Annotated in this window: 15 protein-coding genes and 1 pseudogene; 10 read left to right on the forward strand and 6 right to left on the reverse strand. The window is 41.2% G+C overall.

Annotation, left to right across the window (positions count from 1 at the left end; all coding sequences use genetic code 11):
* Positions 1 to 91: 91 nt before the first annotated feature.
* Positions 92 to 1,090: a cysteine synthase A gene (gene cysK / locus G5T77_RS03745; protein ID WP_166138127.1), complete on the reverse strand. Its 999-nt coding sequence runs from the start codon at positions 1,088 to 1,090 to the stop codon at positions 92 to 94.
* A 291-nt stretch (positions 1,091 to 1,381) separates the two neighbouring features.
* On the opposite strand from cysK, the gene G5T77_RS03750 reads away from it, so the two are divergent.
* From G5T77_RS03750 to G5T77_RS03770, 5 genes are all read left to right on the forward strand, one after another.
* On the forward strand, positions 1,382 to 1,702 hold the full coding sequence (locus G5T77_RS03750) for a metalloregulator ArsR/SmtB family transcription factor (protein ID WP_104426093.1): 321 nt from the start codon (positions 1,382 to 1,384) through the stop codon (positions 1,700 to 1,702).
* 206 nt (positions 1,703 to 1,908) lie between these two features.
* On the forward strand, positions 1,909 to 3,657 hold the full coding sequence (sulP, locus tag G5T77_RS03755; RefSeq protein WP_166138130.1) for a sulfate permease: 1,749 nt from the start codon (positions 1,909 to 1,911) through the stop codon (positions 3,655 to 3,657).
* A 313-nt stretch (positions 3,658 to 3,970) separates the two neighbouring features.
* The gene (gene sstT / locus G5T77_RS03760; protein ID WP_004785593.1) at positions 3,971 to 5,167 is read left to right on the forward strand and encodes a serine/threonine transporter SstT; all 1,197 of its coding nucleotides are present in this window, start codon (positions 3,971 to 3,973) and stop codon (positions 5,165 to 5,167) included.
* 42 nt (positions 5,168 to 5,209) lie between these two features.
* Entirely contained in the window at positions 5,210 to 5,884 is a 675-nt protein-coding gene (locus tag G5T77_RS03765; RefSeq protein WP_104426089.1) for a YoaK family protein, read from the forward strand.
* Positions 5,885 to 5,899: 15 nt separating this feature from the next.
* A complete protein-coding gene (locus tag G5T77_RS03770) occupies positions 5,900 to 6,436 on the forward strand; it encodes a DUF2058 domain-containing protein (RefSeq protein ID WP_104426088.1) in 537 nt (178 codons plus the stop codon).
* Positions 6,437 to 6,632: 196 nt separating this feature from the next.
* Here G5T77_RS03770 and G5T77_RS17430 read toward each other — a convergent pair.
* Positions 6,633 to 6,961: pseudogene (locus G5T77_RS17430) on the reverse strand (hypothetical protein).
* A gap of 396 nt (positions 6,962 to 7,357) precedes the next feature.
* Between G5T77_RS17430 and G5T77_RS03780 the strand changes: the two are divergent.
* The 5 genes from G5T77_RS03780 (at position 7,358) to G5T77_RS03800 (ending at position 14,008) form a co-directional block, all read left to right on the forward strand.
* A complete protein-coding gene (locus G5T77_RS03780) occupies positions 7,358 to 8,617 on the forward strand; it encodes a mechanosensitive ion channel domain-containing protein (protein ID WP_125278616.1) in 1,260 nt (419 codons plus the stop codon).
* A 247-nt stretch (positions 8,618 to 8,864) separates the two neighbouring features.
* The gene (locus G5T77_RS03785) at positions 8,865 to 10,721 is read left to right on the forward strand and encodes an ABC transporter ATP-binding protein (RefSeq protein WP_159122912.1); all 1,857 of its coding nucleotides are present in this window, start codon (positions 8,865 to 8,867) and stop codon (positions 10,719 to 10,721) included.
* Between the two features lie 374 nt (positions 10,722 to 11,095).
* The gene (locus G5T77_RS03790; protein ID WP_104426084.1) at positions 11,096 to 12,124 is read left to right on the forward strand and encodes an AraC family transcriptional regulator; all 1,029 of its coding nucleotides are present in this window, start codon (positions 11,096 to 11,098) and stop codon (positions 12,122 to 12,124) included.
* Between the two features lie 82 nt (positions 12,125 to 12,206).
* Entirely contained in the window at positions 12,207 to 12,581 is a 375-nt protein-coding gene (gcvH, locus tag G5T77_RS03795) for a glycine cleavage system protein GcvH (protein WP_166138133.1), read from the forward strand.
* Positions 12,582 to 12,832: 251 nt separating this feature from the next.
* Positions 12,833 to 14,008 (forward strand): MFS transporter, encoded by a 1,176-nt coding sequence (locus G5T77_RS03800; protein WP_166138136.1) that lies wholly within the window; start codon positions 12,833 to 12,835, stop codon positions 14,006 to 14,008.
* A gap of 75 nt (positions 14,009 to 14,083) precedes the next feature.
* On the opposite strand, the gene G5T77_RS03805 is transcribed toward G5T77_RS03800, so the two are convergent.
* The 4 genes from G5T77_RS03805 to G5T77_RS03820 form a co-directional block, all read right to left on the reverse strand.
* Entirely contained in the window at positions 14,084 to 15,280 is a 1,197-nt protein-coding gene (locus G5T77_RS03805; protein ID WP_125278619.1) for a PilT/PilU family type 4a pilus ATPase, read from the reverse strand.
* 403 nt (positions 15,281 to 15,683) lie between these two features.
* Entirely contained in the window at positions 15,684 to 16,862 is a 1,179-nt protein-coding gene (locus tag G5T77_RS03810; protein ID WP_166138139.1) for a PilT/PilU family type 4a pilus ATPase, read from the reverse strand.
* Positions 16,863 to 17,127: 265 nt separating this feature from the next.
* Positions 17,128 to 18,177 carry a 3-deoxy-7-phosphoheptulonate synthase gene (locus G5T77_RS03815; protein WP_166138142.1) on the reverse strand — a complete coding sequence of 350 codons (1,050 nt, stop codon included), beginning with the start codon at positions 18,175 to 18,177 and terminating at the stop codon, positions 17,128 to 17,130.
* A 538-nt stretch (positions 18,178 to 18,715) separates the two neighbouring features.
* Entirely contained in the window at positions 18,716 to 19,240 is a 525-nt protein-coding gene (locus G5T77_RS03820) for a hypothetical protein (RefSeq protein WP_159122907.1), read from the reverse strand.
* Between the last annotated feature and the right edge of the window lie 185 nt (positions 19,241 to 19,425).

Consider the following 19,425-nt stretch of genomic DNA (forward strand, 5'->3'; position numbering starts at 1 on the left):
TTATTTCAGGACGGGACATAAAGTCCAATAAAAAAGCCCAAAGATGACTTCAGGCTTTTTCGAGATTTAGTGAAACTAATTTGTTAAATATTTACTCAGCAGAAATATCTTCAAAAAGAATTGAAGATAAATAGCGCTCACCACCATCTGGCAGAATCACCACGATATTTTTGCCTGCATTTTCAGGACGTGCAGCCAGTTGCGCAGCTGCAGCCATTGCAGCACCACTTGAAATACCCACCAAGATGCCTTCTTGAGTCGCAGTTTTACGTGCCCATTCCATTGCATCGCTACTGGTAATGGCAATCACTTCATCGACCAGATCCAGATCCAGATTCTTTGGAATAAAGTTCGCGCCAATACCCTGAATTTTATGTGGTCCTGGAGTGAGTGTCTCACCACGTTTTGCCTGACCAATAATGGCAGATTCAGCAGGCTCTACAGCAACTGAATAAATCGGCTTGTTTTTCACTTTTTCAAAAAAGCGTGAAATACCGGTAATCGTACCGCCTGTACCTACACCCGCTACCAGAATATCGACATTACCTGCAGTCGCTTCCCAGATTTCAGGACCGGTCGTCTCTTCATGGATTTTTGGGTTAGCTGGATTTTCAAACTGTTGTGGCAGGTAATACAGTTCAGGATTTTCATTCACCAGACGTTGTGCTTCTTCCACCGCGCCTTTCATGCCTTTGGCTGGATCTGTCAGTACTAAATTAGCACCTAATGCTTTCACCACTTTACGGCGTTCAATACTCATGCTGGATGGCATGGTTAAGGTAATATCATAGCCTTTAGCCGCTGCTACAAATGCCAGCGCAATACCGGTATTACCACTGGTTGGCTCAACAATGTGCATGCCCGGCTTCAATTTACCTGACTTTTCTGCATCAGCAATCAAGGCTGCGCCAATACGGCATTTCACCGAAAATGCCGGGTTACGGCTTTCAATTTTCGCAAGTACAGTCGCTCCGCCTGAAATGGCACGATTGATACGAACCAGAGGGGTATTACCAATTGCCTCTGCATTATTGCTATAAACCGCGATACCTAAATTGGCAGGTGTTGGAAAAGCTGAATCTGTAGTCATTAGAATATCCTTGATGTTATTCGCCAAGATGTATTTACATGATACAAGCATTTTCCGGCTTTGTAGATGCCTGAAACAAGATGGAATCACGATAGCAGTTTGAAATGAAACATCTTCTTCCTAAAAAACCGGAACACGATAAAATTATCTTATATTTTAATTAGTAAATTATAACTATTCTTGATAACACAATTCATTAAAAACCATAGTAATTCACGCTTTCTATCCATCAATTCACGCTGTTCGAGTCGTATAATTCGCGGGCTGTAATTGTATAAATGGACATAGTAAATGAAAACCGATCTTGAAATTGCCGCGATGCGGGATTCAGCTCAACAGGTTGTCGGTATTTTAAAGTTAATGGCCAATACGGACCGACTGCTCATTTTATGTCATCTCTCCCAAAATGAACTGAATGTCTCTCAAATTGAAGAGATTACCGACATCAGACAGCCAACCCTGTCTCAGCAGCTCATGATTTTGCGTAAAAGCGATGCGGTAAATACCCGTCGAGACGGTAAACAGATCTATTATTCGATCAAAGACCAGAACCTGGTAGAAATGTTAAAAAAGCTTTATCAAATCTACTGTGTAAATCAAGCAGTCGCTTAAAGCTGCAATTTACCTCATTCGTCCTGTTTTATTTTAAAGCGATCTGCCTGATTTAAATTTTCTCTACTGAGAGTTTTAAGTCTTTTGCCTTGATCCTTTGTCCCCTCATTCATTTTTTAAAATGTGAATGATCACCTATTTATATCCTAAGACTTCTTAGCAGAATTTGTGCATAATATATCTATATTTGTGATTTAGACCTGTATATGCCAAATTTTAAGTCTAGACTGCTCAATAGACTCCCTGCCTGGTCATGGTTAAGTCAGTACAGCCCAGTGAAATTAAAATCAGATGTACTGGCTGCCCTGATTGTCGTCGCGATGCTGGTACCCCAAGGGATGGCCTATGCCATGCTGGCAGGTTTGCCACCGATTATGGGACTCTATGCCAGTATTCTACCAATGATCATTTATGCCTTATTGGGCGGCAGTACGACCTTATCGATTGGACCAGTAGCCATCATTTCCATGATGACCTTTGCCACACTGAATCCATTATTTGAAGTGGGTTCTCCGGTCTATATTGAAGCGGCAACTTTATTGGCATTGATGGTCGGCATTATTTCCCTGCTTTTAGGTGTATTCCGTTTCGGCTTTTTAATTCAGCTGATCAGCCATCCGGTCATTCAGAGTTTTATTATTGCTTCGGCTCTATTGATTGCTTTTGGTCAGTTCAAGTTTCTGGTGGATTTGCCTTTAAAAGCCAATAATATTCCCGAGCTGGTGAAAAGCCTGATTGAATATTTGCCACTTTTGCATCTTCCGAGTCTGATCTTTGGCCTGCTTTCTATCGGTTTACTGGTTTATCTGCCAAAACTATTAAAATCCCAAGCCATACAAAGCCGGATCGGTTCGACTGATTTTCTGGTTCGGGCGGTTCCATTGATTCTGGTTTTTCTCGGTATTGCTGCCGTTCTGTTTTTGGATTTAAAAGTTCAAGGCATTAAAACGGTCGGAGAAATTCCTTCAGGCTTTCCGCCCTTGTCTTTCCCGCACTGGAACTGGGAACTGGTGATGACCTTATTACCGGGTGCCAGCATGATTGCCATGATCAGTTTTGTGGAATCTCTCTCTATTGCTCAGGCAACGGCGCTACAGCAGCGTAGCAATTTGAACAGTAATCAGGAACTGATTGCGCTCGGTGTAGCCAATATCAGTGCCGGAATCAGTTCCGCCTTTCCTGTAACCGGTAGTCTGTCACGTACTGTGGTTAATGCTGACGCTGGCGCCAAAACACCTTTGGCTGGCGTATTGTCTTCTTTATTGATTGTCGTGGTTAGTCTGTTTTTTACCAGCTTCTTTGAGGATCTGCCGCTGACCATTCTGGCTGCAACCATTATTGTGTCTATCTGGAAACTGGTCAATTTCCAGCCTTTCGTCGATGCCTGGCGTTATTCCAAAGCTGATGGCATTGCCATGTGGATTACTTTTTTTGGTGTGGTATTACTGGATATTACTACCGGTCTAATCGTCGGGATTATTTCGACCTTTATTCTTATGCTATGGCGCATCAGCCGCCCTCATATTGCAGTCGTGGGTCTGGTCGAAGGCACCCAGCATTTCCGGAATATCCAGCGTCATCAGGTGATGACTTCTGATCGGGTTCTATCTCTGCGTATTGATGAAAACCTAAGTTTTTTAAATGCGCATACTCTTAAAGGTTATCTGATTAATCAGTTAAGTTTAAATGACAAGTTAGAGCATGTGATTTTGAACTGCTCTAGTATTAGTGCGATTGACTTGAGTGCTTTGGAAACGCTGGAAGAGCTCAATGCTGAATTATCCAAACTAAATATTCGCCTGCACTTTGCAGAAGTGAAAGGCCCGGTATTCGACCGCTTGCAAGCCTCCAAACTCATGACACATTTGAGTGGACGGATTTATCTAACCCATTTTCAGGCAATTCAGGATCTGGCTCCGGAAATCTTCGAGAAGCCTCAACATTATATGATTTAAGATTTTTTAATTCCTTGCATGATAGACATGCTGTCATGCAAAGAATTGAACTGAAACATAACTGGAAATGATTGATTTAAATTCTATATTCATTTAAAAAATAAAGATTAAAAACCAATCAGTAAATCTGGCTATTTCTAAGAATTTTGTATGGAAATAATACGATCAAGATAAAAAACCATCTTAATTATTTATTAATTTTCAGTCACTTAAATATTATCTAAAAATATATTTTAAGCGATCCTTAATTTAAGTATAAAATAACGCAAATTTTTTTCGCATTTAGCCCTCGTAATTTTCACAAGGCAACCTTATGTTTTCTGCCCTATCGCGTCTGAGTTTAGTCTCCCGAATCATCATCGCCATTATTTTAGGTGTTGGTGTGGCTCTATTATTTCCTGAAGCTGCACCTTCCTTAAGCCTGTTGGGCGATCTGTTTATTAAGGCACTAAAATCCGTCGCGCCAGTTCTGGTTTTCATTCTGGTTCTTGCATCAATCGCAAATTTCCAGGTTGGCCAGACCAATTCAACGATAAGACCTATTATGCTGATGTATGCTGTCGGCATGTTCTTGGCAGCATTAAGTGCTGTCATCGCCAGTATTTTATTTCCAAGCACATTGTTCCTGGATATTGCAGCGCAAGGTGATTTACAGCCACCAGGCAGCCTAGGTGAAATTCTCAAAAATCTGGTGCTGAGCTTTGTGGCGAACCCGGTGGTTGCCATTGCTGAAGCGAATTTTATTGGGATTCTGGCATGGTCAATTGCGTTAGGGATTGCCTTCCGTCATGCATCGCACACAACTAAAACCTGTTTAAATGACGCTGCCAATGCCATCAATTATGTAATTCGTCTGGTAATCAGCTTTGCACCAGTGGGTATTTTTGGTCTGGTTGCCGTGACTTTTGCCGAAGCCGGTCTTGATACTTTGACTAGCTATGCGCATTTATTAGCTGTTCTGCTGGGTACCATGGTATTTGTAGCCTTAGTGATTAACCCATTAATGGTGGGTTTCATTACCCGTCGCAATCCATATCCACTGGTGTTTACCTGCTTACGTGAAAGTGGTATTACCGCATTCTTTACCCGCAGTTCTGCTGCCAATATTCCGGTAAACCTGGACTTGGCAAAACGCTTAGGTGTGAAAGAGACTACTTCAAGCGTAGCAATTCCTTTAGGTGCAGCAATTAACATGGCTGGTGCATCAGTGACGATTACCGTGTTGTCTTTAGCTGCAGTAAATACTTTAGGTGTTAATGTTGACTTCACCACTATGCTAATTCTTTCTATCGTAGCAACTGTGTCTGCGTGTGGTGCTTCAGGTGTGGCGGGTGGTTCACTATTGCTGATTCCCGTGGCTTGTGGCCTGTTCGGGATTTCTTCAGATATCGCGATGCAAGTGGTGGCGATTGGTATGGTGATCAGTGTATTGCAGGACTCTACCGAGACTGCACTCAACTCATCTACCGATGTTTTATTTACTACAGCAGTAGACCGCGCTACAGATTGATTTTATATTGAAGAATCAAGATGTTTTGCTAATGATATTGCCATGCCATTACAGCGTTTACCATCGTGGGTTCAATTGGGTGCATTCTTCCTTGCGGTAAATGCCGGAATGATTAATGTATTAGGACTGGTGACCGTGTTGCATCAGTCCGTTTCACATATGACCGGTAACGTCAGTATGCTGGCGATGGCGCTGCTGGACTGGCAACCACGCCAGATTTTGTATCTGATTCTGGTTACGCTCTGTTATGTGATTGGCTCGATGTATAGCGGGCTGATTTTAGGAAATAGTCACTTTCGCTTGGGACGCCTGTATGGTTATCCTTTAAGCCTAGTGGCTTTTTTTATATTCATTTGCTGGCTGTTATTGCCCTATTTCCCGCGTTATGCCTTGTTATGGGCCTGTGTCGCGATGGGTGTACAAAATGCCATGGTCAGCCACTATAAAGGTGCGATTATCCGGACCACCCATTTGTCTGGTGTACTGACCGATTTAGGTCTGGCTATGGGCTATCGCCTGCGTGGTCTGGTAGTAGAATCTCGTAAAGTGATCCTGCATATGCTGATTCTGGCCGGCTTTTTGGTGGGTGGCATACTTGCCAGCTGGATTTATCCTTATTTAAAATTAAATGCATTCCTGGTCCCTACAGTGTTAAGCCTGCTGCTTAGCCTGACCTATTGGGTGATCTATTTACGTTATCGACATCAACACGACTAATTTCTGGAAATTCTCATGGTTAAAAATGCATTACAGGCACAATTGTTAAAGGCAGGCTTGGTCGATAATAAAAAAGCCAAAAAACTGTCTAAACAGGCTGTACATGAAAAACGCACAGGTGACAGTAAAGAAGCCGAAATCAAGGCCAAGATTGAGCAGGACAAACAGGAAAAGCTGGCTAAAGACCAAGCCATTGAACAGGCGAAAAAAGCCCAGTTGCAGGAAAAAGAACTCAAAGCTGCCATCATGCAGATGATTAACCAGCATAAAATCCGCGATACGGATGGTGAGATCAGTTATCAGTTTATTGATGATAGCAAGATCAAGAAAGTTTATATCAACCAGCAGATTTATAATGCGCTGGTCGCTGGCAGTCTGGTGATTGCGCGTGAAAATGAGAGTTACGCTTTCCTGCCTAAAGCTTTGGCGGATCGTATCAATTCAAAAATGGAAGGCTTTATCATCGTGAATAATTCAGAGAAAAATGAAGAAACTACTGATGAAGAAGATCCATATGCAGCTTATGTGATTCCTGATGATTTAATGTGGTAAGCACATTTTCCTTAAAAGAAAAGCATAAATAAAAAAACCGGCATACTTGCCGGTTTTTTTAATCTGTTTCATTAAGTCTATGTCAGCTTGTCTTTTGCATATTCTTGTATTAATAGATAGCAAATTTCACTCAATTCAAATCCTATTTGGAAACTTCAGATTTCATATAACGAGCCTTAAATGAAAGCGCTAATAACTAAAATTTAGTCTGTAAATATGCAATAAATCCCTCAATTTTCTTAATCACGTATAAGCAGATATGCAAAGGACTCACGTTATTTTGCTGAACTTTTTCTACCCTATACTTTGCTCTTTCTAAGAGTGCTATTACATAATGTATAGAGCTTTTAAGAATTTTTTTCGGATCTTTCTTTGAATACAAGTAACAATCAATTTTTTCAAAAGATTCATCATTAACCACTATCTCTAATATAGTGTTATTAATTTCATGGCTTATTGATTGCTCAATATGTTCCAGTTCATAGGAATGTAAGCTTGTGCTATAACTATTTGAAGATTTTTCATTTTTAATGATTAAGATTATATGATTTTAATCCTAGCACTATCCCCTAAAAAAAGTAAGTATATAAAATGTAAAATAAACATTAAGTTATGTTGAACTAACATAATAAACGCTATACCAAATTCTTTAATTCACTCTGACCTTTTTTAATTTTTTAAAGTTAGAAAAAATACAAGCTAGGCTGTTATATCAATTTTTCACATTTCCTAGCCATTAACCAATCAATTTCCATTGATCTATTTAATCTGAATTAACCTGAAGGAAAAAATAAATGCCTGAATAGTGATTAAGTTCGCCTCCTCTAAGAAAGATATGTTTTAAAAGGTTATCCAAGATTAAAAAATTGCGTTTAAACCTATAAACTCTAACAAATTTTTTGAGTTAAAGAGAAAGATCAGTTGGAACAGTTTAATTTTATTCAGAATATTCGAGATTGGGCCGATCAGTACCCATGGCTGGAAATGTTATCTTCACTGAGTATTGTGATTTTACTGGCCATCCTTGCCAATGTGTTTGCCAAACAGATTGTTGTACGCGGCATTCGTCAACTGATTTCCAAAATGCCCTTTGCCAATAATCAGATTTTTGCTGAACATAGTGTGATTCGCCGGATTTCCAATATTGTTCCGGCAATCGTGATCATGAACGGGATTACCACTGTCCCGCATTTATCCGACAAGGTACAAACTTTTGTACAAATGGGTGCTCAGGCATTTATTTTCCTGACCATTGCTCTGGCGCTCGGTGAATTACTGAATATCTTTAACCTGATTTATCAGCGCAATCCCAAGTCACGCAACAAGCCGATTAAAGGTTATTTACAGCTGGTCAAGCTGATCATCTTCATTGTTTGTGGCTTGATGATTTTAGGCACTTTCCTGAAAAAAGATGTATTCACCTTGCTCGCTGGCTTTGGTGCGATGGCCGCTGTCCTGATGCTGGTCTTTCAAAATACGATTCTGTCACTGGTGGCTTCGGTTCAGATTTCATCTTATGACATGGTACGTATTGGTGACTGGATTGAAATGCCGACCCTAAATGCCGATGGTGATGTCATTGATATGTCATTACATACAGTGACTGTGCAGAACTTTGACAAGACTGTGACCACGATTCCGACCAATAAACTGGTGACTGATACCTTTAAAAACTGGCGCGGCATGCAGGAAGCGGGTGCCCGCCGGATCAAACGTTCAATTCATATTGATCAAACCAGCGTACATTTCATGACGGCTGAAGAACAGAACAAGCTGAAAAATTTTATCCTGCTGGATCAATATCTGAATACCAAATCAGAAGAACTAGAGAAGTTTAACCAGCAGCTCCAGCATCATTCACAATACAACCAGCGCCGTCTGACCAATTTAGGAACGTTCCGCGCTTATCTGGAATTTTATCTGCAACAGCATCCTGGTATTGCTAAAGATTTCTCATTGATGGTGCGTCAGTTACAACCGACCAGCGAAGGTTTGCCACTGGAAATTTATGCTTTCACCAATACGACGGTTTGGGCAGAGTATGAGAATATCCAGTCAGATATCATGGACCATATTCTGGCGATTATTCCGGAATTTGGATTGAAAGTTTATCAGGCGCCTTCTGGAAGTGATTTTAAAGAATCTTTTAACGCGAGTTCTTCATCTCCGATTATCACTTAAACTAACCTCTTAACTTAAGCCCGACATAATCTCTATTTCGGGCTTTTTTATTCTCAGTATTTTAAACGATTTCAAGCTCTTATTTTTAGTTTTCATATCAGCTGGCATAAATCTGGCATGAGTTTCTGCTCTGCAACCTAAAGTTTGATTTAGTTAAACATTTGTGGCAATTTCACTCAAATTCAGACTTCAAAAAGCAGAATCCTTTATAATCCTCGCAAAGAAAATACATGATAAGAGTACGTGAATGTTTCGATGGCTTGAACGGCTGGTAGACCCCTATCCCACCAAAAACCTGAATCAACCTTTACCCACCAGGTTTTTCCCCTTTGTCTGGCAAGCAGCTTATGGGGTACGCCGTTATTTGCTGATTCTAGTATTGTGTACCGCAGGTGCAGCCAGTTTTGAGGCCTTACTGTATTCAAAAATTGGTGATCTGGTGAACTGGTTGAGTCAAAGTCAGCCAGAGACTTTTTTAGATCAACATGCCAGCAACCTGACCTTATTGAGTATTATCTTGCTGGCCAATATCCTGTTTGCCAGTGCCCAGTCCCTGATCAAGCATCAGATTTTATACAGTAATTTCCCGATGCGTCTGCGTTGGCGCTTCCATAATTTATTGCTCAAACAGAGTTTGGACTTCTTCCATAATGATTTTGCCGGACGTTTATCGGCCAAAGTCATGCAAACGGCGCTGGCGATCCGGGAATTCTGGGTCATTTTGGGCGATATGTTGGCTTATGTGCTGATTTATTTCGTCACGATTAATATTGTTTTGGGTGCTATTTCACCCTTACTCATCCTGCCGCTTATGGTCTGGCTATTCTTGTTTATTTGTGCCGCCTGCTATTTCATTCCAAGATTAAGCAAGATTTCATCCTTACAAGCGGATGCGCGTGCAGTCATGACCGGACGTGTGACTGATGCCTATACCAATATTCAGACCGTAAAACTCTTTGCGCATGCGGGTCGTGAAAGCCAGTATGCCAAATCCTCCATGCAGGAATTTATGGTTACGGTATATAAACAGATGCGTCTGGGCGCTCAATACGAAATCAGCATTCTGATGCTGAGTGTTGTGCTATATGCAGGTGTGCTGGGAACTGCGATCTGGCTCTGGATGCAAGGTCAGGCGCAGCTAGGGATTATTGCAGCCACCACAGCGATGGTATTAAAGCTGAATAGTATTGCCGAGTTTATGATGTGGCAGACCTCTGCCCTGTTTGAAAATGTCGGTACTATTCAGGACGGGATGAAAACTCTAGGTCGTCGAATCAATATTCAAGACAAAGAAGATGCGAAAGAACTGGAACTGAAACACGGTGAGATTAAATTCGATAATGTCACTTTTGCCTATAATGAAAAACCGGTCATTGACCAGTTTAATCTGACCATTCGTCCGGGTGAAAAAATCGGCATCGTAGGTCGTTCCGGTGCCGGTAAATCAACTCTGATTCAATTGTTACTGCATTTCTATCATCTGAATCAGGGCCGTATTCTGATTGATGGCCAGGATATTGCCGATGTCACTCAGGACAGTCTGCGTAAAAATATTGCGCTGGTCACTCAGGATACGTCTTTGCTGCATCGTACCGTTGCTGAAAATATAAAATACGGTCGTCCAGATGCAACTGATGAAGAGATGTTTGAAGCTGTACGCAAGGCCAAAGCAGAAGAATTTATTCCGAATCTGACTGATTTGCGTGGCCGTAGAGGCTATGACGCTTATGTAGGTGAACGTGGCGTGAAGCTTTCTGGTGGACAGCGCCAACGTATTGCCATTTCCCGGGTATTCTTGAAAGATGCGCCGATTCTGATTCTGGATGAAGCCACCAGTGCTCTGGATTCTGAGGTTGAAGCGGCTATTCAGAATAGTCTGGATGATTTGATGCAAGGTAAAACGGTTATTGCCATTGCGCATCGTCTTTCTACCATTGCGCAGATGGATCGTCTGATTGTGATGGATCAAGGTAAAATTGCCGAGCAAGGTACGCATGATGAACTGGTGGCCTTAAACGGAATCTATGCGCAGCTATGGCAGCGTCAAACCGGCGGGTTCTTGGTACAGCAACATGCCAAAACTGATAACTTACACGAAGCATAATCGCTCTATTCAGTAGTAGCTAAGCTCTACAACAGAAACCGAAGCATTCTATTTGAGTCACTTGAATAGCCATGCTTCGGTTTGCTTTTATGGGAATATCAACTATTCCACAAGCATTTTTAAATTCCAGATTATTCAAAAAACAGCCCTATTCTGAATTAATAGAAATCTGTAGGCTTAAAATTAAATCCCTAAAATATCTCTGGTTTACATTGATTTCCAACTTTAAGTTGAGCTACTCTGCTTTAAGTTGATTAAAATCTGCTTGTGGAAATTGCCACAGCTTTGTCCAACAATTTTTATCAAGAAAATGGCTTTTTCATGCCAATATGAAGTGAAAATAAAAAAATTTGAATGAGTGCAACGGATCGCGCATGAAAACAATAGCTCCACGCCAAGACCAAGGTATTCCAGGTGTATACGGTCTCTTGCTTCTCGATGTCATTTCCCGCTGGGGGTATAATAATGAGTCGCTTTTTAAGCCTTTTGGCCTGACCAGTGAACAGTTGGCAGATCCTGATTACCGTATTCCGACCCCTGTGGCCAATGAACTGGTCAAGCATGCCCTGAAGCTCACTGGTGAACCGACACTGGGTTATCACTTAGGTACCCAGATGCGGATTTCGATTCATGGCTTTATCGGTTATGCCATCATGACGGCGAATAATATTACCGAAGCTCTGGTGCTAGCGAACCGATTCATTCAGTTACGTTTACCCTTCCTGCAGCTATTTTTCTCGACCTTTGGCGCTAAGGCAACCGTACAGTTGCAAACTGATATTCAGCTGGAACCGCTTCGCACCGAAATTTCAATTGCCCTGATGATTGGCCTGATCAGTATGGCCAAAGCCATTACCGGGGTTAACGATGCAACCGGTGAAATCGACTTTGATTTCAAAAAACCGGAAGGTTTTGAGCGCTTCATGGCGAAATTTCCTACGCATCAGTTCCGTTTTGAACAGCCGCATTTAATTTTAAGCTTTGATAAAAGCTACCTGATGAACAAGTTGGTACACGCTGATCCGATTGCTAGCCAGATTGCGATTAACCAGTGTGAAGCTGAATTATCGGCACTTGGTGAACGGCACCGGATTGCCATGCGGGTGCGGGATATTCTGACTCATTCCGAACAGCATTATCTGAGTATTGAAAGCGTAGCTGAACGCCTGCATATGTCAGATCGAACCTTAAAGCGTCAGTTGGCCGCTGAAGGTACTTCTTTTTCGACGCTGGTGGATGAAGTGCGCTATCGGCATGCCACTTCCTTATTATCCCGTACAGACTTTACTCTGGAGCAGATCGCTGATGAACTTGGCTATAGTGATGTGGCCAATTTTAGTCGGGCGTTTAAGCGCTGGAGTGGTCGTAGCCCGAGCAACTGGCGTAAAGATCCTTATTTATAAGCATGGATAAACCTTTTGTTTTGACCAAAAAGAATGTATAAAACATATCAAAAATGATCTTAAGATTTTTAGGGAGTTATCAATGAATCATCCTTCAGAATTAAAGTACGCAAGTACACATGAATGGGTACGCATTGAGGGTGATCTTGTTGTGACCGGTATTTCCGACCATGCACAGGATGCATTAGGTGATCTGGTTTATGTAGAAGCACCAGATCTTGACTCACATATTACTGCGGGCGAACAGGCTGGCGTGGTTGAATCAGTAAAAACCGCTTCTGATATTCATGCACCTGTCTCTGGTACAGTGGTTGAAATCAATGCTGCGCTTGAAGATGATCCTGACTTCATTAATGATGACCCGTACGGCAAAGGCTGGATCTATAAAATCAAACCGGACAATATGGCAGATGTAGAAAAGCTATTGTCTAAAACAGAATATGAAGCTGGCCTATAAGCCACTTCGATTTGACATGAAAAATAAGAATCAGCCTGCGGGCTGATTTTTTTACGCATTGAAAACTTCGTATTTAAAGCTCACCATCAAATACAATGTATTTATATCGGAATTTTATTGTATTTTTCACACATTTTTCTTAAAGTCTTTGCTGTACCTGCTATCACTCGCATCAGATAGCTCAGGCTGCTTTATAAAAATAATATTCATGTTCACCGTAGCATTTCCCTATAGATCAATTTAGGAAAATTATGAAATCCAATCTATTGCCTTTATGGACCAAGCCTTTTGTGCTGTGTCTGGCCAATAACCTGTTTTTATTTATTTTCTATTTTGCACAAACCACGATTTTACCGATTTATATTCTGAAAGAATTAGGCGGAAACTTAGCCCAAGCTGGTCTGGCCATGACCTTGTTCATGATTTCAGCGATTGCTGTACGACCATTTAGCGGCCTGATTATTGAGAAATTGGGTATCCGTAAAACTCTGATTGTTTCTGGAATCTTTTTCAGTCTATTTTCCCTAGCCTACCTGCTTGCCGATCAGTTGACGACCTTATTTATCATCCGTTTTTTGCATGGGATCTGGTTTAGTATTTTGACTACCGTCTGTGTTCCTGTAGTGAATCAGTTTATTCCAGAACAGCGTAAAGGCGAAGGCATGGGCTATTACGTCATGTCAGTCAATCTGGGCATTGTTTTAGGGCCACTGATTGGCTTAAGTCTGATTGAATACTGGTCTTATTTTCAGATCACAACATTGCTGATTGCATTAGTTTTTATCGGATTTGCTTTCTGCTTAATGATTCCGGTCAAAGAGTCTGAGAACATCATTCAAACTATTCCTGATAAAAAAGGACTGGCGTTGTCTGATGTTGTAGAAAAGAAAGCGCTGCCTGTTGCGGTACTCGCTGCTCTGACTTCCTTCTCTTATGCCAGTATCATGTCTTTTATCGCGCCTTTTGCTGCCAGTAAAAATCTGATGGCTTATGCCAGTTTATTCTTTGTCGTATTCGCTATTTCCATGATGAGTTTGCGCCCAATTACCGGAAAAATTTACGACCGCAAAGGCCCACAATATGTGATTTATCCTGCGCTATTAGTATTTAGTTTAGGACTCTTTTTACTGAGTCAGATTCAGACTTTATGGGGATTCTTACTGGCTGCGGTATTGATTGGTGTCGGTTTTGGTAGCGCACAACCTTGCATCCAGACAGTGGCCATTCAACGTGCACCGAAACATCGGATTGGTTATGCTACTTCGACCTTTTATACCTTCTATGATGTAGGAATTGCGGTCGGTTCGCTACTGATTGGGGCGCTTATTGCGACTTATAGTTATCAGTTCGCCTTTATTCTCTGTAGTTTACTCACCTTATGCAGTATTGTTTACTTTAAACTGGTCGTTCAAGTTAAGACTGCCTAATACAAGTTAATATCTAAATATAATAAAAAAACAGGCAGATGAACTGCCTGTTTTAATTCTGATACGAAGATGTATTTATTCAGATGCTGAAGTATTTTCTTGTTCTTTTTCTTCAGCTTTCGGTTCTTGCATCATCGTGAATTGTGTTGCTTCTCCAGCAGCAGGATTATCCTGGCGGTTGCTTTTCAGCTTGATCTGTAAACGTAATTCATTAGTCGAATCAGCATTACGCAATGCTTCCTCATAAGAAATCGCACCCTCGTTATACAGGTCAAATAAGGCCTGATCGAAAGTCTGCATGCCCAGTTCACGAGATTTGCCCATAATGGCTTTCAGCTCATGAAACTCACCTTTTAGAATCAGATCAGAAATCAAAGGTGTATTTAACATGATTTCAATTGCAGCCCGACGCCCTTTTCCATCCTGAGTACGAATCAGACGCTGGGAAATAATCGCCTTCATATTCGAAGATAAATCCATTAATAACTGATTACGGCGTTCTTCCGGGAAGAAGTTAATAATCCGGTCCAAAGTCTGGTTAGCATTATTGGAATGCAGTGTACCCAAACATAAATGTCCGGTTTCAGCAAAGGCAATTGCGTGTTCCATGGTTTCGGTATCCCGAATCTCACCGATCAGAATTACATCGGGGGCCTGACGCAAGGTATTTTTCAGCGCATTGTGCCAGGAATGGCAATCGACTCCAACTTCACGGTGAGTAATCATGGATTTCTTGTGTTTATGTACATATTCCACCGGATCTTCCACGGTAATGATATGCCCCGCCGAATTTTCATTGCGGTAGTCAATCATTGCTGCCAGAGAGGTCGATTTACCTGAACCCGTTCCTCCTACAACCAGTACCAGACCGCGTTTTTCCATAATCACGTGTTTCAATGATTCTGGTAATTTCAGTTTCTGGAAATTTGGAATTTCTGCCGTAATGGTCCGGATTACCATCCCGACCTGAAGCTGTTGTACAAAAACATTTACCCGGAAGCGCGATACACCCGGTACAGTAATCGCGAAGTTACATTCTAGTTCAGCTTCAAACTCTTGACGCTGTTTATCATTCATCAAGCTATAAGCAAACAGTTTGGTTTTTTCAGCAGTAAGAATTTGTTGTCCAAAGGGCTTCATTAAGCCCTGATGTTTAATACTCGGTGGAAAATCTGCGGTAATAAATAAGTCTGAGCCCCCATATTCCACTACTTTGGTCAGCATGTGATGCATGAATTTTTTTGCTTCGTCCAACAGTTCTGCCGTGAACATTCTCTTCCCCTGGAAATACACAATTACATGAATTTAAATGCTTGATTCATGCCAATATCATTTGATTTTTATTGTGCAGCGTTTTTTTTAAAGCCTCAAACAGATTTGATTTATAAAGAAAATATTTTTGGAATATTATGTGATGTAGTTCAATTAAATATCAATTAAGTAGACATATATTGCCTTTTAAAACCTATTTCATTTTAAAAGAATATTACAATGAAAAAGATCATATTCAGGATAAATGCAAGACGGTGAAACTGAATTCACCAGGCAAGTAAGGATAAAATTAAAAAATTAGATAGGTGGCCTAAAACTGCCTTGCTTAAAAGCCACCATTAAAGAAGATTTATGACTCAGTTCTATTGAACTGAATAGTAGTCTGTTTATTAAAAAGCCAAGATTAATCAGGAGAAAGTGCACGCGATCTGGACTGTTCCAGAAGTGAAATCTGGGCATTTTCTGCCTGTAAAACAGGATTAATACGACTGCTCTTCAGCTTGATTTGCAAACGTAATTCATTGCTGGAGTCTGCATTACGCAAGGCTTCTTCATAAGAAATAATGCCTTGGTTATATAAATCAAATAATGCCTGATCAAAGGTTTGCATGCCCAGTTCCCGCGAACGAGCCATAATCGTTTTAAGTTCATGGAATTCACCTTTACGAATCAGGTCAGAAACTAAAGGAGTATTTTGCAGAATTTCTACCGCAGCCCGACGACCTTTACCATCTTCAGTGCGAATTAGCCGCTGAGAAATCACGGCTTTGATATTAGCTGATAAATCTAGCAGTAACTGATTACGGCGTTCTTCTGGAAAGAAGTTAATAATCCGGTCCAGTGCCTGATCGGCATTATTAGAATGGAGTGTTGCAAGACATAAATGGCCAGATTCAGCAAAGGCAATTGCATGCTCCATACTGTCTGTATCCCTGATTTCGCCAATCACGATAACGTCAGGTGCCTGCCGCATGGTATTAATCAGTGCATTGTGCCAGGAAACGCAATCTACACCAATTTCACGCTGGGTGATCATCGAGTTTTTATGCTGATAGACATATTCCACCGGGTCTTCGATCGTAATAATATGCCCTTCAGTATGCGTATTACGATAATCAATCATGGCTGCCAATGTAGTCGATTTCCCGACACCCGTTGCACCAACTACCAGCACCAAACCACGTTTCTGCATGATGACCTGTTGCAATGAAGCTGGTAAGCCTAACTGCTCAAAGCTTGGAATATCTGTCGTAATGATTCGAATCACCATGCCTACATTGTGCTGTTGCTGGAAGACATTAACCCGGAAACGCGACACGCCCGGGATGCTAATACTAAAATTGCATTCCATCACCGATTCAAATTCCTGAATCTGTCGCTCATTCATCAAGGCATAAGCAAACAAACGGGTCTTATCGGCTGTGAGTTTCTGCTGGCCAAACGGTTTCATTAACCCTTGCTGTTTGATACTGGGCGGGAAATCAGCTGTAATAAAAAGATCGGAACCACCATATTCAACGACTTTGGTCAGCATATGGTGCATAAATTTACGTGCTTCATCGAGCAATTCAGTTGTATACATAGCAAGCTTCCTAGGATCATTACTCATCCGCTGTTTAAAAACAGTGTCAGGCTGATCTCTAATAATTTTTGTTATTGTTTGTTTTTTAAATTAATTATTTTTTATTCAATTTTTAAAATCGTTTTAATACTCATTGTTTTAATTTTCAAAATATCGAATTGTTGCTTTCAGCATTTAGAAAAATACTTCTGAACAACCATATCCGATCATAATATCTTTCCTCTTATCTTTCCTCAACGAATTGAGGAAAGATAAGATCGTGAGTTTAAGCGCTACGCTTTAAACTTTCGCATCGCAGTGAATCAGCCATATTTAACAATAATTGCTCGGTTTTTGTCCAGCCCAGACATCCATCAGTCACTGACTGGCCGTAAACCATATCTTCAGAGATTTTCTGATTGCCATCAACCAAATGACTTTCGAGCATTACACCCCGCACATTGCTGTGCAAACGTTCAGCGACGATCTGCTCCAGCACTTCAGGTTGTAGCATTGGGTTTTTTGAACTATTGCCATGACTGCAATCAATAACCAGGGCCGGCAAATCGGTTGAGTGTTTCGCTTTAATTTTTTCAATTTCAGACAACTGGTAGTTCGGACCACTATTTGAACCACGCAGGATCAAATGTGCTTTTGGATTCCCTTTTGAGCTCAGGATACACGGCAGACCCGATTGGCTCATGCCCATGAACTGATGTGGATTGGAAGCTGACTGAATAGCATCAAGAGCAATTTGAATCGAACCATCTGTCCCATTTTTGAAACCGATGCTGTACGGCATATGGCTGGAAATTTCACGGTGAATTTGTGATTCACTGGTACGCGCGCCAATCGCACCCCATGCCAATAGATCATCGAAATACGCTGTCGCCATTGGACTTAATATCTCTGAGGCAATCGGCAGGCCCATGCCAATCAGTTTTAGGTACAGTGCACGAGATTTTTCCAGACCCAATTGAATATTGGATGAGTCATCGAGTTCTGGGTCATACAGGAAGCCTTTCCAGCCTACGGTGGTACGTGGTTTTTCAATATAAGCCCGCATAACCAGGAAAATTTGATCAGAAACCTGTTCCTGAAGCTGTTTTAATTTTTCTGCATATTCCAGTGCGGAAGCTTCATCATGAATGGAACATGGTCCGGTAATCACCATTAAACGGTGATCTTTACCCTCTAAAATATTTTGAATAATTTGACGCTGTTCAGCGATTTGTGCAGCCAATTGCGGAGACAGTGGCAATTGCTGCTTAAGCTGCTGTGGTAAAGCTAAAATGGTTTCTGTTTGATGTTGTTGTGATGTATGTGCAATATTCATGACTTTAAATCCTGGGACTGGCAATCAGTCCAAACTTTTATTTGAGCGTTATGGGTCTAATCGAAGATGTCGAAAGCGTCATTAACTGGCTAAAGTAAGACCAATAAAAGTTGCTAAAGTATGAATAGTTAAAGTTTGTCATGGCTGTCTCCAAAAAATTGTTAAATCACATGCATAAAAAAACCTGATCAGGGTTGCCGATCAGGTATTAACTGGTGGGCAACCTTTTCATTGCCCAAACGCATTCAGGCAATTATCTAAACTGCCAGAAATAAAAATAAGCGTTTGAAATGATAGGTTGCTTTAACATGTTTATGTCTTTCATAAAAATGTGAATCTGAAATTAAAATACGCGCTCTATCCAGTTTTGACAAGTAGTAAATATAAAAAAATATTTATCAGTATTTATACTTTTACTTATTGCCCTAGAATTCTAACCTTTCAGATATTAATAATGGACAAAGTCGTGACGGTCAGCAGACTTTGCCCATTTCCTTAAAACCAAGAGCATATTAGATCTTGGTTTTGGCATTTGCAATTAACGGGTTACGCGATTCCATGCATCACGTACTGCAAATTTTGCCTGTTCCCAGTTCAGACGTGACTGGCCTTTTGCCTGTTCCCATTTTACTTTCAGATCGCTTTCTACATCTTCAAAACGGGTATTGGCATCATATGCTCCACGGTTTTCATAACCGACACGATAGGCCGCATCATAGTCACGATCGTAATCTAAATCGCTATACGTGGTACGGGCATCTGAATAATAAGGGGTTTCAACGGCATTATCTCGCCAGAATGCTGCTTCTTCAGTCGGGTTCACAGCTTCGCCTACGCCTTTACCTGCGAGACCACCGACCACTGCCCCAACAACACCGCCTACTGCTGCACCGACCGGACCGCCTGCTGCACCGACCGCTGCACCTGCAGCTGCGCCACCGGCGGCACCTACGCCTGTGCCAATAGGATGTGCACCTGGCTCGCCGCTAATTGGATCGGCATTTAAATCATCACGGACATCTTTAGGAGAATTTTTAATACGATCAAATCTATCATTCGACATAGAGCTTATCCTTATTCTTTAAAATGATTCTTAAACATGGTTTTAATCGCGTCTATCGATACGCTTCTATTCACTATAAGCATCTGGCATGTAATGACCTTAGAAGCCTTGTGTTTTTTAGGTAAAGCTCTGTGGTGCTTTGATAGGCAAATGTATCTGATATATTTTAATTATTAAAATAAAAG

This window comes from Acinetobacter sp. GFQ9D191M (assembly GCF_011174875.1).
Classification (GTDB): domain Bacteria; phylum Pseudomonadota; class Gammaproteobacteria; order Pseudomonadales; family Moraxellaceae; genus Acinetobacter.

Bases quoted from the DNA above. Each gene is read 5' to 3' on its own strand.
- sstT (WP_004785593.1), top strand. From the start codon at position 3,971: ATGTTTTCTGCCCTATCGCGTCTGAGTTTAGTCTCCCGAATCATCATC.
- G5T77_RS03805 (WP_125278619.1), bottom strand. From the start codon at position 15,280: ATGTTCACGGCAGAACTGTTGGACGAAGCAAAAAAATTCATGCATCAC.
- sulP (WP_166138130.1), top strand. From the start codon at position 1,909: ATGCCAAATTTTAAGTCTAGACTGCTCAATAGACTCCCTGCCTGGTCA.
- G5T77_RS03765 (WP_104426089.1), top strand. From the start codon at position 5,210: ATGCCATTACAGCGTTTACCATCGTGGGTTCAATTGGGTGCATTCTTC.
- G5T77_RS03770 (WP_104426088.1), top strand. From the start codon at position 5,900: ATGGTTAAAAATGCATTACAGGCACAATTGTTAAAGGCAGGCTTGGTC.
- G5T77_RS03815 (WP_166138142.1), bottom strand. From the start codon at position 18,177: ATGAATATTGCACATACATCACAACAACATCAAACAGAAACCATTTTA.
- gcvH (WP_166138133.1), top strand. From the start codon at position 12,207: ATGAATCATCCTTCAGAATTAAAGTACGCAAGTACACATGAATGGGTA.
- G5T77_RS03800 (WP_166138136.1), top strand. From the start codon at position 12,833: ATGAAATCCAATCTATTGCCTTTATGGACCAAGCCTTTTGTGCTGTGT.
- G5T77_RS03785 (WP_159122912.1), top strand. From the start codon at position 8,865: ATGTTTCGATGGCTTGAACGGCTGGTAGACCCCTATCCCACCAAAAAC.
- G5T77_RS03820 (WP_159122907.1), bottom strand. From the start codon at position 19,240: ATGTCGAATGATAGATTTGATCGTATTAAAAATTCTCCTAAAGATGTC.
- G5T77_RS03810 (WP_166138139.1), bottom strand. From the start codon at position 16,862: ATGTATACAACTGAATTGCTCGATGAAGCACGTAAATTTATGCACCAT.
- G5T77_RS03790 (WP_104426084.1), top strand. From the start codon at position 11,096: ATGAAAACAATAGCTCCACGCCAAGACCAAGGTATTCCAGGTGTATAC.
- G5T77_RS03750 (WP_104426093.1), top strand. From the start codon at position 1,382: ATGAAAACCGATCTTGAAATTGCCGCGATGCGGGATTCAGCTCAACAG.
- cysK (WP_166138127.1), bottom strand. From the start codon at position 1,090: ATGACTACAGATTCAGCTTTTCCAACACCTGCCAATTTAGGTATCGCG.